At 61.6% G+C, this 15,067-nt stretch carries 13 protein-coding genes, 1 tRNA gene and 1 pseudogene; 5 read left to right on the plus strand and 10 right to left on the minus strand.

The annotated features are described in order from the left end of the window. Positions 1-62: 62 nt before the first annotated feature. From ACSAGD_RS07625 to pdhA, 3 genes are read right to left on the minus strand one after another with little or no spacing between them, the layout of a single operon-like run. On the minus strand, positions 63-1,415 hold the full coding sequence (locus ACSAGD_RS07625) for a dihydrolipoamide acetyltransferase family protein (protein ID WP_437582121.1): 1,353 nt from the start codon (positions 1,413-1,415) through the stop codon (positions 63-65). Between the two features lie 6 nt (positions 1,416-1,421). Continuing rightward, positions 1,422-2,417, minus strand: coding sequence for an alpha-ketoacid dehydrogenase subunit beta (locus ACSAGD_RS07630; RefSeq protein ID WP_437582122.1), 996 nt, complete (start codon positions 2,415-2,417; stop codon positions 1,422-1,424). Then, positions 2,414-3,526 carry a pyruvate dehydrogenase (acetyl-transferring) E1 component subunit alpha gene (gene pdhA / locus ACSAGD_RS07635; protein WP_437582123.1) on the minus strand — a complete coding sequence of 371 codons (1,113 nt, stop codon included), beginning with the start codon at positions 3,524-3,526 and terminating at the stop codon, positions 2,414-2,416. The genes ACSAGD_RS07630 and pdhA overlap by 4 nt, the downstream gene beginning before the upstream one ends. A 134-nt stretch (positions 3,527-3,660) precedes the next feature. On the opposite strand from pdhA, the gene ACSAGD_RS07640 reads away from it, so the two are divergent. Next, complete coding sequence (locus ACSAGD_RS07640; protein ID WP_437582124.1) at positions 3,661-4,266, plus strand: TetR/AcrR family transcriptional regulator; 606 nt, start codon at positions 3,661-3,663, stop codon at positions 4,264-4,266. Here the strand turns inward: ACSAGD_RS07640 and ACSAGD_RS07645 are convergent. Then, the gene (locus ACSAGD_RS07645) at positions 4,263-4,991 is read right to left on the minus strand and encodes an endonuclease/exonuclease/phosphatase family protein (protein WP_437582125.1); all 729 of its coding nucleotides are present in this window, start codon (positions 4,989-4,991) and stop codon (positions 4,263-4,265) included. The genes ACSAGD_RS07640 and ACSAGD_RS07645 overlap by 4 nt on opposite strands. 25 nt (positions 4,992-5,016) lie before the next feature. Then, on the minus strand, positions 5,017-5,463 hold the full coding sequence (locus tag ACSAGD_RS07650; RefSeq protein WP_437582126.1) for a hypothetical protein: 447 nt from the start codon (positions 5,461-5,463) through the stop codon (positions 5,017-5,019). 136 nt (positions 5,464-5,599) lie between these two features. Between ACSAGD_RS07650 and ACSAGD_RS07655 the strand changes: the two genes are divergently transcribed. Both ACSAGD_RS07655 and ACSAGD_RS07660 read left to right on the plus strand, forming a co-directional pair. Beyond that, positions 5,600-6,292, plus strand: coding sequence for an SDR family oxidoreductase (locus ACSAGD_RS07655; protein WP_437582127.1), 693 nt, complete (start codon positions 5,600-5,602; stop codon positions 6,290-6,292). 89 nt (positions 6,293-6,381) lie between these two features. After that, entirely contained in the window at positions 6,382-6,663 is a 282-nt protein-coding gene (locus tag ACSAGD_RS07660; protein ID WP_437582129.1) for a hypothetical protein, read from the plus strand. Here the strand turns inward: ACSAGD_RS07660 and ACSAGD_RS07665 are convergent, their stop codons facing one another. After that, positions 6,664-8,247 (minus strand): arylsulfotransferase family protein, encoded by a 1,584-nt coding sequence (locus ACSAGD_RS07665; protein ID WP_437582130.1) that lies wholly within the window; start codon positions 8,245-8,247, stop codon positions 6,664-6,666. It abuts the gene before it with no gap. Between the two features lie 85 nt (positions 8,248-8,332). Between ACSAGD_RS07665 and ACSAGD_RS07670 the strand changes: the two genes are divergently transcribed. Continuing rightward, a complete protein-coding gene (locus ACSAGD_RS07670) occupies positions 8,333-9,409 on the plus strand; it encodes a methyltransferase domain-containing protein (RefSeq protein ID WP_437582131.1) in 1,077 nt (358 codons plus the stop codon). Between the two features lie 181 nt (positions 9,410-9,590). Continuing rightward, positions 9,591-10,661 (plus strand): annotated as a pseudogene (locus ACSAGD_RS07675) (fatty acid desaturase family protein). 45 nt (positions 10,662-10,706) lie between these two features. Here the strand turns inward: ACSAGD_RS07675 and helR are convergent. The 4 genes from helR to ACSAGD_RS07695 all read right to left on the minus strand — a co-directional run bounded on the left by helR (position 10,707) and on the right by ACSAGD_RS07695 (position 15,037). Further along, on the minus strand, positions 10,707-12,890 hold the full coding sequence (gene helR / locus ACSAGD_RS07680) for an RNA polymerase recycling motor ATPase HelR (RefSeq protein WP_437582132.1): 2,184 nt from the start codon (positions 12,888-12,890) through the stop codon (positions 10,707-10,709). 233 nt (positions 12,891-13,123) lie between these two features. Then, a tRNA-Pro gene (locus ACSAGD_RS07685) sits at positions 13,124-13,200 on the minus strand. A gap of 83 nt (positions 13,201-13,283) precedes the next feature. After that, positions 13,284-14,018, minus strand: coding sequence for a DUF1684 domain-containing protein (locus ACSAGD_RS07690; RefSeq protein ID WP_437582133.1), 735 nt, complete (start codon positions 14,016-14,018; stop codon positions 13,284-13,286). A gap of 104 nt (positions 14,019-14,122) precedes the next feature. Further along, positions 14,123-15,037, minus strand: coding sequence for an NUDIX domain-containing protein (locus tag ACSAGD_RS07695; RefSeq protein WP_437582134.1), 915 nt, complete (start codon positions 15,035-15,037; stop codon positions 14,123-14,125). Positions 15,038-15,067 lie beyond the last annotated feature (30 nt).

Genomic DNA, 15,067 nt, shown 5'->3' on the forward strand with positions numbered 1-15,067 from the left:
GCCTGTGTCGCTTCGACGTTACGAGCCACGCCCCGAACTGTCACGGGGCTTGACGAGAGCGGTTAGGCGATGATCGTCCACGGGTTCTCGATCAGGCGCGTCAGCGTCTGCAGGAATTGCGCTGCGAGAGCACCGTCGATGATCCGGTGGTCACTCGACAGCGTGTATCGCATACGATGGCGCGCGACGATCTCACCATCGACGACCACAGCTTCCTGCTTCGTCCCACCGACCGCGAGGATGGCGCCCTCCGGTGGGTTGATGATCGCGGTGAACTCCTCCACTCCGAACATCCCGAGGTTGCTGATCGTGAAGGTTCCGCCAGACATCTGAGCCGGGCTGAGCTTCTTCTCGTTCGCGAGCTTGGCGAGTTTCTTCGTCTCCACGCCGAGCTGTGTCACGGTCTTCGTGTCTGCGTCATCGATGACCGGCACCATCAGTCCGCTGTCACTTGCGACTGCGACCCCCACGTTCACTCGGGAGTGGCGCAGAATGTGGTCTGCGTCATCACCCACGTAGGAGGCATTGACCTCCGGATGCTCGCGAAGCGCAAGCGCCGCCGCACGCACGATCAGATCGTTCACGCTGACCTTCGGCCGACCGGCCGCGACGAGCTGCTCGTTGAGTGACGCACGGAGCTTCACGAGCTCTTCGGCGTCTGCGACAGCAGTCACGTAGAAGTGAGGCACCTCACGCGCGCTTTCTCCCAGACGACGAGCGATCACACGACGAATGCTGCTGATCGGCTCCTTCTCAGACCCACGGCGGTCGTCGTCCGCGGATGTGGCAGGTGTCTGCTGAGAAGCGGACGCCTTCTCCGACTTTGGCTGCTCAGCCTTCGGCTCAGTCGCTGGTGCCTGGTTCAGCAGTGGATCAATGTCCGCACGGATGATGCGTCCACCAGGACCACTGCCCTGAACGGAACTCAGGTCCAGGTTGTAGTCACGCGCGAGCTTTCGCACGAGCGGCGAGGCAAACTGGCGCTCGCCGGCGGCTGCCGGAGCCGCCGCAGGTTCTGCGCTCTTCTCGCCGGAGTCCGTCGGTGCCTCAGCATCCGCTGATTCATCGGTCTTGGCCTTCGGAGCCTCAGCGGCCCCCGACTCAGCAGACGCCTCGTCCTTTGTGTCCGCGTTCTGAGCAGCAGCGCCCGAATCGGAACCGCTCCCCGAGTCTCCCGAGCCGTCGTCGAGCTTCGCGATCGGCGTTCCGATTGCGACGAGTTCGCCCTCCTCGACCAGGATCTCAGCGAGAGTCCCCGATTCGTACGCTTCGTACTCCATCGTGGCCTTGTCGGTCTCGATCTCTACGAGGACGTCGCCCTCTTCGACCTTGTCGCCGGCCTTCTTGTGCCAGGTTGCAATTGCGCCCTCCTCCATCGTGTCGGAGAGTCGCGGCATTGTGATTTCGATCATCATTCCGTCTTACCTGCGGTGTCCGACCGCGTCGAGGGTCTGACGGATGGCGTTCTTCACGTCATCCGCTGACGGCAGAGCAGCCGTCTCCAGTGGCTTCGCGTAGGGCATCGGCACTTCGGCCATTGCCACACGACGAACGGGAGCGTCGAGGTAGTCAAATGCACCGTCCGAGATGGACGCCGCGACCTCAGCTCCGATTCCGTACGTCAGCCAGTCATCCTCAAGGATGACAGCTGCGTGGGTCTTCTTCACTGACTCGATGAAGGTCTCGCGATCGAGCGGGCGAAGGCTGCGCAGGTCGACCACCTCGATGTCGAGCCCCTCGCTCTCAGCGAGTTCCTCCGCGACTTCCTGCGCGACATGAGCCATACGCGAGTAACCGATGAGGGTGAGGTCTTTGCCCTCTCGCGTGATCTTCGCCTTGCCGATCTCGGCCGGCTCGTCGCCCTCTGGCACCTCGCCCTTGGTGTTGTACAGTCCGAGGTTCTCGAGGAAGAGCACCGGGTCATCGTCTCGGATCGCCGCGAGAAGCAGAGCCTTCGCGTCCGCCGGGTTGCTCGGTGCGACCACCTTCATCCCTGGTACGAACGAGTAATACAGCTCGATGTTCTGCGAGTGCGTCGCGCCGAGCTGCTGGCCACCGCCGCCTGGCGTTCTGATGACCATTGGCACCTTGGCCTGGCCGCCGAACATGCCGTAGATCTTCGCCGCGTGGTTCACGATCTGGTCGAGAGCCAAGAGCGAGAAGTTGATCGTCATAATCTCGACGACCGGACGCAGTCCCACCATCGCGGCGCCGATCGCCGCTCCAGTGAATCCTTCTTCGGCAATGGGGGTGTCGCGTACTCGCTTCGGACCGAACTCCTCGAGCATCCCGGCCGTAATCTTGTACGACCCCTCGAAGACTCCGATCTCCTCTCCCATAAGGAAGACGTTCTCGTCGCGGAGCATCTCAGCGCGCAGGGTGTCGTGCAGAGCCTGGCGATACGTCATGAGAGTCATGCGCGGCCTCCGTTCGAGGGAAGGGGCGCCGGTTCGAAGAGCGCTTCACCGGGCAGGCGGCGCGAGTCGTTCGGAACAGGCGTTGCATAGGTGTAGTCGAAGAGAGTCGAAACCTCAGGGTGCGGGCTCTTCTCTGCGAACTCGGCAGCGTCCGCTGCCAGCTTCTTCGCGGCCTCGTCGATCTTGGCGATCTCGTCGTCGTCGATGAGACCGTCCTTCTTCAGCTTCGCTGCGAAGGTAATGACGGGGTCGTTCTCCTTGAGCTTCTCGACTTCCTTGGGGTCGCGATACTTCGCCGGGTCAACGACCGAGTGGCCCTTAAGGCGCTCGGTCATCACCTCGAGAAGGAACGGCTTGCCCTTGCGCGCCGAGGCCACGGCGCGCTGCGCCGCCTCGTAGACCGCCATCGGGTCCAGACCATCAACACGCTCCGACTCCATCCGGTAGGAGCTGGCACGCTTGTACAGCTCTGGCTCTGCAGAGGACTTGTCAACTGTCGTCCCCATGCCGAGCTTGTTGTTGATGATGACGAATACGCACGGCAGGTCCCAGAGCGCCGCGATGTTGAGCGACTCGTGGAACGCGCCGATGTTCGTCGTCCCATCGCCCATGGTGCACATCACGACGTGGTCTTCGTCCCGATAGTTGATACCGAGAGCAACACCTGTCGCGAGCGGAATCTGTCCACCGACGATTCCGTAGCCGCCAAGGAGGCGCTTCTCGAAGTCGAACATGTGCATTGATCCGCCCCAACCCTTGGAGACGCCGTCCTCACGACCATAAAGTTCGGCCATTACACGGTTCGGATCGATGTCGCGAGCGAGGGCGTAGCCGTGCTCACGGTAGTTGGTAAAGAGGTAGTCCGTCGGCTTCAAAGCTGCCATCAGTCCTACGACTGCAGCTTCTTCGCCGAGGTTAAGGTGACAATATCCTCCGACCAGCGCTTGAGTGTAAGCGCGTGACGCCCTCTCTTCAAACCGGCGGATGTCCATCATCTGCCGGTAGAAGTCCACCATCAGCTTCTGATCCTTCTTCGGACCGGACGAGGACTTCTTCTGGGGCGTGTTGGTCGAGCGTGATGTCGTCTTCCGCGGGGTCCGCGTGGCCATCAAGATCTCCCTTCGACCCTCTTTGTAAGAAGGCCTTGTACACAATCGCAGTCGAAATGAGACTGTTCGGTACCATTGTATGGCATCGAGTCGCCACACGCACCAACTTTCGTCGGCGACAGACAGGAGCAGGAATGACGGTACCCGAATCCAGTGCACCGCCGCGCAAGCGCGGACGCCCCACGGCGGCCGAGCGCGTGCAGAGGCGCATGCAGATTCTGGATGCCGCTCTCGCGGTCTTCCTCGAGCACGGCTTCGGCAACACGACGATCGAGCAGCTTGCTCAGGCTGCGCGTGTGAGCAAGCGGACGATCTACAGCTACTTCGGCGACAAAGCCGCCGTCTTCACCGAGATGGTGCAGCGGCTCGCGAAGGGCGTCAGCACGGATCCTCCGGCAGGAGACACACTCGAGACGCTCTCAACGCGCATCGTGCGGCGCCTCCATTCAGCTGAGCTGATCGGCCTACACCAGCTTGTGATAGCGGAATCGTCCCGGTTTCCGGAGCTCGCAGTGACGCTGCACTCCAATGGAGATCAGCGTCACATCGCCCGATTGGCAGAGCATCTCGCGTCTGAGCGCGGTGACGATGCTGTGCCGCTGGCCGCCCCCCTGTTCACGCTGCTGCTCGGTCAGCCTCACCGCATGCGTCTCCTAGGTCTGCTCGGCCCTGTCACTGACAGCGGAGCTGAGGAGCATGCCCAGACAGCTCTCCGCGCACTCGGGCTCACTCACGACTAGATGACGAAGTCGTCTGACGAGGTCACAAGGTGAACGTCATCACGCGCAACCTCCAGCTCTCCGAACGATGAGTTCACAAGGATCGGCATGTGGTCGGAGAGTCCGCGTGGAAGCGTCGCGACGTTGCCGATGTCCAGACCGATGGATGTCGCGAAGTCAAAGTGACCACGAAAGAACTTGTATCGCGTGTACGTGCGCGCGTCGCTCAGAGTGAGGTCATAACCGCGGTTGCGCACACGCTCAGTGAGACCGTTCTTAAACACGGGGTAGTTGTAGTCCCCCACCATGAGCGTCGGTATTCCCGGGCCCATGCGATGTAGCTCTTCGTGGGCTGTGCGGATCTGATTGCGCCGCAAGGAGTTGAGGGCAGTGAGAGGTGCAGCGTGGAAAGACGCGACAATGACGTCTCTCGAGTTCTGGAGGTCAGTGAGGCGTGCCCCGATCAGACGCTCATGCGCGGGCCGAAGCACCCGATCGTGAAGCGACTTCTTCAATGCGAACGACTGGGTCTCGACCGCGTCATAGCGGTCGTGACGATAGTAGATTGCGAGCCCCAGACGGTTTCGATGAGTGGAATCAGCTATCCGTAATTCACCGATGTCTTCTGGCAGCTCAATCGTGTCCGCTTCTTGCAGACATACGGCGTCAGGTTCATAGCGTGCGACGAGATCGATGAGCTCCCCGACAGCCCGATTCTTGCGCAGGTTGTAGCTGATGACTTTCATTCTGCCTCCCTCGCCGTCTCTAAGACTACGCCGGGTAGACGTCATCCTCCTCAGAGATTCGCGGCCCTCTCACAGCTAGCCGCGCGAATATCACCGTCGCGATCGACGTGGCGACATAGATGACGGCGAGTGGATTGCAGAACGCAATCGACATCTCGGTAGCCCACCCGTCACCTTCAGGCGCCATGAGAGAACGCAATCCCTCTGCCGTGTTCTCAGGAACCGTCGCACCGAAGAGTAGACCACTCGCAGCGGAGAGGACAGCTGCCACAATCGCTCGGCGGACGCTGTGGCCGATCCTCGTTGCCTTATGCACATACAGTCCTGCGACGATGTGCAACACCGCGCCAATCGGTGCGATCGTCACCGCGAGTATGAGGGCGATGCTTCCCGCCCATCCGAAGAGAAGTCTGCTACCAGCCGTCCATGCGGCGATCAGCACCCCAACTGCGATCAAAAGGGTCGCGCTCATGGGAAAAGCGCTCGAACGGGAAACGTCAGAGGACATTCGGCTCATCTCTCTCACGGAGGGGACTCTGGTGATACAAGCTTGCCCTGTTCACACAGGGCAGACAAACGACGACGGGCTCGCGTGAGAGCATGGAGGTATGTCTCTGCACCTGATCACCGGCGCGGGATCCGGAATCGGATTCGCGCTCGCCCGCCATCTGCGCAGTCGGGGCGATGCGGTCATCGCACTTGCTCGCAATGCGGCACGCGCTCGCGATATCACGTCAAAGATCCCGGGAGTGCAGACACTGGTCGGAGATCTCAGCGAACCCGGCCGGCTTGCCTGGGCTCTGTCTCAGCAGAGTCTGCCCACGAGCATCGATTCACTCGTGCACGCCGCTGGGGTCGTCGACCTCGGGCGGATCGGCGACACGCCGGCGGCATCGTGGCAGAATCAGCTCGCTGTCAATCTCCAGTCACCGGCGGAACTCACGCGGCTGCTGTTGCCGATGATCCGCAACGCACGCGGACATATCGTCTTCATCAACTCGGGAGCTGGTCTGCGTGCCAATCCAGGGTGGGGCGCATACGCGGCATCCAAGCACGGCCTCAAGGCCCTCGCTGACTCGCTTCGCGCCGAAGAGCACGCCTCTGGGGTGCGAGTCACCTCCGTCTTTCCCGGGCGCACCGCAACACCGATGCAGGAGAAGGTGCGTCATCAGGAAGACGCCGAATACGATCCGGCACAATTCATCGATCCTTCGAGTGTGGCGACGACCATCATCGGTGCACTCGATCTGCCGCGCGATGCCGAGGCGACCGACATCTCGGTGCGTCCCGGGCTCTCGTAACTGCTGCTAAACATAGCCGCGAGTTCCGTCGCGCCGGTCAAGCAACGCGGTACCATGGAGTGCAAGCACAAACGAGGCAAGGGGGCATCGTGACCATGCTTGACGCATGGGCGTCACATGATGAAGAGCGTTACACGCTGATGGCACAGAATCGCGAGCGTGGAGACATCGCGCTGGATCGCCTCGCTGAGGGCGAATGGCGTGTCACCGACCGTCGACTCGACGAGCATGACGCTCCGTCGGTGCTCGGAGTCATCGAGCAGGCAGGCGACGAATACACCGTTCTCGATCTCAATGGTCAGGTCACCCAGTGGACCGCCCAATCTCTCGAAGAGGCCGTCTCGCTTTTCGTGACAACCGAGCAGAGCTGATCACTCGAGAGCGATGATTCGGGTACGCCCCAGAGCCGCTCCCGAATCGTCACGAGCTTCAGCCTGAACGACGGTGGAACCTGCTGGGATCGGGATCGGCGTTTCAAACCCGTTTCGCTCGACGGTCTTTCCCTCAACGAGCGAGCTGTCGCTCATTCCGGTGAAGATCGTCCACGATGCGACTGCGGTCGCTCCATTCCAGCTCACATAGAAAGTTGGCGTTCCGGCCGCTGAATCTTGAACAGCCGCGTCTGGCTGCGTAGTCGGCTTTCCGCTCCATGGGAGCCGATACGCGCGATAGGAGCCAGCGCCCACGTCAGTCAGTCCACAGATGGCGGTATTGGTCTCGTCGAATTCGGTCACAGCCGGAGCACTCCCCCAGCCCACGATCGCGTGCCCATCATCGAGAAGCTGCGTGTTGCCCATGGCATAGCCCTCATACTCCCCGTAACGGAGTGCAGTCTTGAGTCGCACCTCCATCGCCTCTTCGTCTAGCGACAAGATAAGGCCGGACGACACGCCGCGATCGCCACTGACGCCGTTGTTGTCGAAAAGGCTGATCGTGCCTTCCTCCCGCCAGCGCGCGTCGTGCTGCCAAGAGAATGCTGCATCGTCAGCGACGGCGAAATCGCTCTTCTTCCCTCCGATCCGCCACACGAGCTCTCCAGACCTTCGGTCAATCACGTAGAGCGCGCACATGTGACGTGCTGAGATGATGATGCGGTCACCATCCTCATCCGCCGAGTTCACGTGGACCGGGTCGAAGGCGGACTCGGGCGTGCGTCCGGTCTTCGCGTCGTCCTTATCGATCGTCTTGTAGCTCTCAGCGATATCCAGGTCATCGAGCATGTTCCAGTCCAGGAGGACCTTTCCCGTCTCAATGTCGATTTCCTGGATGCGGCAAGCGAACGCCCATCCGTCTTTCGGACCGCCGACGGACGACAGATCAATCTTCTGCGCGGGATACGTCGTCAGCAGCGCGGTGCCATCCGACGTGAGATGGAACTCGTGAAGATCCGCCATCATGCCGTTGCCACCGGGCACCCGTGCGATCTCTCGATACGCGGTATCGAGGATCACGCCCGCGCCCTGCCCGTTCCCGCTGTCAACGCGTCCGGTCCAGTAGGTCAGCACCGGCTTACCTCGATACTTCTGGACGCGGAAGTCCGCAGTGTCGACGCCCGCATCCGAGATCCACACAGGTTCTCCGGCATTATCGAAAATAGCGGCGGTGAAGACCTTGTCTCGTGGGCTCAGGAAGTAGTATCCGGGGCTGGGATCGACCGCGCCGGCAGACCACGCAGTCACGGCAGGAACGGTCAGAGCTGTGCTAACGAATCGCCGGATCTCGACCGCGTCTTCGGAACCGTCGTCGTCTTTCCCTTTGTCGTCGCTACCAGGGTCATCCTCTTCACGTGATCGGACGATCGCGGTTCCACCCCCTGTCGCACCGGCTCCCACGAGCGCTCCGGCCACGGCCGCGACCGAAACAGCTACGAAACCTCGGCGTTTGACGGTTGGCTGATCGGCGGATTCAGCACTTTCATCATTCGGCGCCCCTGACGATTCCTCCGATTCGCTCATGAGGTGACGCTACCACTGCCCACGTAAACTCGACGTGATGAAGTGCTCCTATTTCGATGCCGGCACCTGCCGATCGTGCAGCCTCATGGGTACCGACCACGCAACGCAGGTGACTCGAAAAGAGCGCGCGTGCGCGGACCTTCTCGCCCCGTTCGGTCCACTGCGTTGGGAGCCGACTGTGACGGGACCGGAAGCGGGGTTCCGCAATAAAGCGAAGATGGTCGTCGGAGGGACGATGGAGAATCCGACGCTCGGAATTCTCGATCGGGAGCGTCGCGGTGTCGATCTTCGCGGCTGCGGCATCCTTCAGCCTGATATTCGGGCGTGCCTGCCTGCCATCTCGTCGTTCATCTCCCGCGCCCGTCTTCGTCCTTACGATGTTCCGAACCGCTCCGGCGAGCTCAAGTACGTCCTGGTGAGCGTGACGCCGGACGGCGCCGTCATGCTCCGTTTCGTCCTGCGTTCCCAGGAAGCCATCGCGCGGATCCGCAAACATCTGCCGTATCTTCGCGATAGGCTCCCTCAGCTGCACGTTGTCTCCGCCAACATCCAGCCGGAGCATAAAGCGATCATCGAAGGTGATCTCGAAATTCCTCTCTCAGATGCTCGCTCACTCACGATGCCGCTCGGAAAGATCCACCTCCATCTCGGAGCGAAGAGCTTCTTCCAAACCAACACTCACATCGCGCAGACCATGTATGCACAGGCACGGGCATGGTGCGATGAGTTCGCGCCGAGCACGGTGTGGGACCTCTACTGCGGGGTGGGTGGCTTCGCCCTCCACTGCGCCGATGGAACCCGCACGGTCACGGGTGTCGAGGTGAGCCGCGAAGCGATCGAGAGCGCACGTCGCAGTGCAGACGAGGCGGCTCTCGCGAACGTGGATTTCATTGCAGGGGATGCCGAGCAGTTTGCGCTCTCGTCAGATCGAGCGCCAGAGCTCGCCATCGTCAATCCGCCTCGGAGAGGAATCGGTTCGACGCTCGCCGATTGGTTCGAGCGAAGCACGACCGAGACAGTCATCTATTCAAGCTGCAACGCCAAGACCTTGGCTGCAGACCTTGACCGGATGCCGTCATTTACGCTCTCCCGAGCTCGACTGCTCGACATGTTCCCCCAAAGCGACCACTACGAGACGATGGCCCTCCTGCGCCGCTCCTGAATTCCCACCGCCACGAATGCGCTGCCTCTTCTGTATGTCTCGGCGAGTATGCCGTGAAGCATAGAGTCAAGCAAGCGATCGGCAACCGCCCTTGGCTTCGCAGCGCCCAACGGGCCGTCTCTTGGTAGGTTCCATCATCGTAGTCACGACATCACCCGTAAGCCGCAGCTCGTCACGGCCCCTGACTCATCAGACGTACGAAGGCACAGATAGCTTTCCCCCGATCGCTCGCGCATTCACGTAAGTCTCCCAGCGCGCGCGTGAGGCCGGGTACCTTCAGCGTGCCGGTTGGTTCTACGTTCTGACCGCTGCAGCGCTCGTTCTCGCTTTCGCGGGAGCGATCGCGGGTTTCATTCTGCTCGGGGACAGCTGGTTCCAGCTTGTGATCGCTGGTGTCTTCGGCATCCTCTTCACACAGGTGGCTTTCATCGCGCACGAAGCCGCGCACCGGCAGATTCTCACCACAGGACCCGCCAATGATCGTCTCGCTCGTATCCTCGCCGCGGTCGTCGGGATGAGCTACTCCTGGTGGGACTCGAAGCATTCCAGACATCATTCGAACCCGAATAGGGTCGGAAAGGATCCCGACATCGAGATCGATACCATCTCGTTCCTCGACCAGGATGCGGCAGCCGCACGGGGGCTGCGTCGTCTCATCACACGGAAACAGGGGTGGCTCTTCTTCCCCCTACTCACGCTCGAGGGTCTTAATCTTCACTATCTCAGCCTGAGACATCTCCTCACAGCCAAATCTGTGAAGGCGCGCCGGTCTGAGCTCACCATGATCGCGATCAGGTTCCTCCTCGTGCTCCTCCCCCTATTCCTCGTGCTCCCTCTCGGCATGGCATTCGCCTGCCTCGGCGTGCAGCTTGCAGTGTTCGGTGTCTACATGGGGGCTTCATTCGCGCCAAATCATAAGGGGATGCCGGTAATAGCGCCAGATGCAAAACTCGACTTCTTCTCGAAACAGGTGCGTACGTCCCGCAACATCTCTGGCGGGTGGTGGGCCACCTGCCTCATGGGCGGTCTGAATTACCAGGTGGAGCACCACCTGTTCCCGAGCATGGCTCGCCCGTACCTCTCAAAGGCGCGCAGACTGGTGATCGCCCAATGCGAAGCACTCGGCGTTCCCTACACTGAAACGAGTCTCTGGCGCTCTTACGCCATCGTCATCGAGTACCTCAACCGCGTAGGTCTTACCGCACGAGACCCGTTCGAGTGCCCTCTCATCGCGCAGTATCGTCGCGTGTAACACCTGAGCGAAACCTTCGAAGGCCCGCCCTCTCGCTTCTGCGCGTCACGCTGGCATTGTCTTCTGCGGCGCTGTGCCGGGCATCGAAAGTACGACGAGGCGCTGAGTGGCCCGCGTCATCGCCACGTATCTGTCTACAGTCTCCTCGATGCTCTGATCGAGTGCGACCGGTTGGACAAGAATGACGAGATCGAACTCCAGACCTTTGCTCTCAACGGCGCTGAGCGACCGCACACGCGCCGTGTCAAGGCGATCGGGATCACCTATCACACAAGCAACGCCCTCCGCGTTCTCAGCGAGCCATTCGTCGAGAATGCGTTCGAGGTCTTCGTAACGACCGATCTGAACGGGGACCCCCGAGCGACGCACAGACTGCGGAACGTTCGCGTCGGGAAACACCGAGCGGATGACCGGCTCAGCGGCCGCCATAACCTCTTCGGGGGTGCGGTAATTTATGGACAGGTTCGTTCTCGTAATCTCGCTGATGCCGATTCTGGCAAGACGGTCCTCCCAGGAGTCAGTGAATCCGTGGCGCGCCTGAGCACGATCACCGACGATGGTGAAGCTGCGTGATGGACACCGCCGCAGCAACATGAGCCACTCTGCATCAGTGAGTTCCTGTGCTTCATCAATAATCACGTGGCCGAAGGGCCCCGCGAGAGTATCAGGAGTGTACGTCGGCAGCTGCGACTCATCGACGAGGGATGTCCGCGCGTCCTCTCCGCTCAGGATCGGAAGCACGCCCTCACCGTCGTCGAGAACGTGAGAGTCGAGGAGCTTCTCGACGACGTCATCCATCTGCTCCTGTTGACGGAGAAGCGCTGACTCTCGGCGGCGGCGAAGACGCACGTCGGCAGGATCCCCCGTTCGGAGGCGAGCAGAATCAAGGATCGGCACATCCGAATACGTCCAAAAACGTGGGTCCTCGCGCTGAAGGAGATCTGCTTCGTCTCGGCTCAGGTGTGGCGCGCAGGCCTCCAGATATGCGGGGACGCTCCACAGGTCAGCAACGACTCCCACAGGGTCCAGAACCGGCCACGCATCGTTGAAAACGCTCAGGAGGTCACCGTTTCCGCGCAGCGTCCGTCGAAGCCCATCTTCGGGGATGTCATCGGCGTAGGCCTCCACGATGATGTCGACGAGTTCAGTCCAGACATCATCACGTGCATCGTTGTGTGCGGTGCCTGGCGCCGGTGCCGCAAACGCGGCAGCCCAGTCCTGCCTGTCAATCGACACAAGGCCCCACTCCGTCTCAAGATGAAGCACAGACGTGGGAGGTTGCTCGTAGAACGCAACCGCGCGTTCGATGACAGACGTGAACTCAAGCGACGCTTTGAGAGACGACACTCTGGGATCCACCTCGGGAACCGCGTCGGCACCTTGCGGCACCATGTCAGCGATGGTGCACACATGGGCGCCGTCCTCACCGAGGCTCGGGAGAACATCTGAAACGTACGTCAGGTACGGCTTATGCGGGCCCACGAACAGTACTCCGCCAGCGCCGCGTCCAATCCGAGGGTGCGAGTACAGCAGGTAGGCGGCGCGGTGAAGTGCGACGACAGTCTTGCCTGTTCCCGGCCCTCCATCCACAACAAGCGCGCCCTTGGACCTCGCACGGATGATCGCATCTTGGTCAGCCTGGATCGTGCTGAGCACGTCACGCATACGGTTCGACCGCTCTGCCCCAAGGCTCGCGATGAACGCAGACTGATCGTCGAACGCGCTCGTCTGCGCGACGGCATCCTCCGTGAAAGCTTCGTCCCAGTAGTCGGTGATTCGACCACGCGTCCAGCGGTAGCGTCGCCTACTCGAGAGACCCATCGGGTTCGCATGAGTCGCGCCAAAATAGGGTTCCGCAGCGGGCGCGCGCCAGTCGACGAGCAAGATGTCACCGTTCTCATCTGTGACGCTAAGTCGTCCAATGTACAGCGGTTCAGCGCTATCAGCCTGGACGATTCTGCCGAGGCACATATCGAGGCCGAACCTGGTCAGCAGCCGCAGTCGCGCGCTCAGTCGGTGAATCTCGAGATCTCTGTCGAGCGCCTGCTGGCCCCCGCGCCCGATGGCCTTCCGAAGTTCATCTCGGCGTCGGGTAAGGTCCGAGATCTCACGGTCCATCGCTCTCGCGATCGCCGCTAGATGTGCTGCATCGTCGGCGACCAACTCAGGACTTCGCGCCGCCTTCTTATGATCGGGGAGATTGAACACGGCTGTGTCCAGTGTTGTCACGGTGAGGTTCCTCCATCTGACGAACTGCATGGCGCTCAGGTCGGCGCGGGCAGGCCCCTATTCTGAGGCACCGTGGGGCCCTTGCCGCAAGTGGGGGCTCCTCAGATATCCTGTATGTGAGGGCAGTTCTACGTGCGACGTACGGCCGCGTTTTCTACCGCACACAGCCTTTCCGCAAACCCCTGTCAAACAAAACAAGCCCTGATGAGATTCCAGTTCTCACCAGGGCTTTTTGGTCGGGCTGGCGGGATTTGAACCCACGACCCCTTGACCCCCAGTCAAGTGCGCTACCAAGCTGCGCCACAGCCCGTGACTCCGGCTCCGCCGAAGCAACTCGTACAGTCTAGCGTGTTTTCGACACTGCTTTTGACCATCGCCGATGCGTGTCGCGCGTCACGCGTCTGTGAGGGGCTGCCCTGCCTCATCGACCGGCCACCGCTCGCCCGCTCTAAGCTCCAGCGGCAACATATTCTCGCTCGGTGGCAACGGACAGTTCCAGGCTGCGCTGAAGGCACACGGGAGCAGGCGGGCTCGGTTCAGGTCGACGAAGGCCACGTCTCCGATCCGTACGGCATCCGGCCCCGTCAGTTCCAGATCAAGTACGCGTCCCGCGCCATATGACTCACTTCCGCTCGTCTGGTCTCGAAACGGCAAAGAAAGCTGGCCCTCGTGCGCGGTACCCTGAAGCACGTAATAATGTTCGTCGATCGTCAGCACGACCTCCGCAGCAACCGGAACCTCGATTGCTACCGGGTCTCTGTGATGCGAGATGGCAACCGTCCTGCCGTTCCTCGGTTCTTTGATCCGAGCCGGGACGACCCATTTCGAGTCATACTCGAACGTCGCGATGTGATCGAAACGACGTGCGCGTTCGGCCTCCGAGTTCCAGATCTGGAGAGCGAACTTCGTGCCGTCGTAACTGAAGACGATGCCTTCGCTGCCGTCTGGGAACGCCGCAACCGTCGGTCCATCGAGCGAAAGCCAGTACAGCTTGGCCTCGCCGTCGATGAGCTCCCCGTTGATGCGGATGCCATCATCTGCGCTTGCCTTCACAGAGAGGCCGCGCTCGTCTTCCAACGGCGACCACAATCCCGGCGCCGGCGGAACGACAGTGCCAGGCTCAGTCACGTGAGCTCCCCATACGAACGCTAGCGGGCTTCGTGCCCCTGCCATCTGCGCTTCACGCTCTGAGCGCCAGGCGCTCCACGATCCTCGGAAGCGCTCCAGATCGGTCATCGGCCCGTCACCGCGTCGATGCGCTCCCACAGCCATGCGGCTCCGTGCACATGCCCTCCTTGCTCTTCGACCCGAGCGCGAAGCTCGCGATCGCTCGTGATCACCGTCACAGTGGCGTCAAGGTGGCCCGCCGCGAGTGCAGACACCTGCTCAACGATCTCATCATCACCGACCTGTGGCGCGTCTACCACGCGGACATGCGCCGAATCCGAAACACCCCGAGCACGCCCCTCGACGACGAGGGTCACCTGGGGTCGCCAAAGGAGACGCCGATCCGTTTCGTCTGAGAGACCGGACACAACGAGAGCATCGAGACCATCACGCAGCCGGACAGCAGCTGCTCTGCGGTCGCGCCACCATCCGTCGGGACGCGACCCCATCACGTTCGCGGCATCCACCACCAGAACCTGCGATCTGCCCAGCATCATTCGCAGCCCGGGCCATGCGGCCATGAATCCAGGGTGCAGAGGACGGTCGCCCACCTCCGCTTCGGGGACCCACTCAAGGGCGATACTCTCGTGGTCATTCATCACCGGGTCGAATGGAAGAGTCACTTCCGCGACAACGGTCGTGTAGGACCAGTAGCCCACCGAGAACGTCGATGTCAGATGGGGCACGAGTCCGGACTCCGGCACCCCGGCTTCTTCGTGAGCCTCACGAAGCGCCCCCGTGATGGCGTCCTCATCATGATGGAGCGCCCCGCCGGGAAGCCCCCAGGTACCGCCTTGATCGCTCCATTCGGCGCGATGCTGCAGGAGCACACCTTTCACGGGGTCATGCGCGAGCAGACCAGCGGCACCGTAGCGGCCCCAGAACCGCCCATGCTCACCCTCGACCCACGCATCACCCGAATCACGCGGCCCGAACGGGCGTCGAGGTTCGCCGGGTGCGGGAGAGGTGATTCGTGCCACGTCTCCAGGTTCTCACGTTTCGCCGCGCGA

The sequence above is a fragment of the Paramicrobacterium salitolerans genome, assembly GCF_051513965.1.
Taxonomy (GTDB): Bacteria; Actinomycetota; Actinomycetes; order Actinomycetales; family Microbacteriaceae; genus Paramicrobacterium.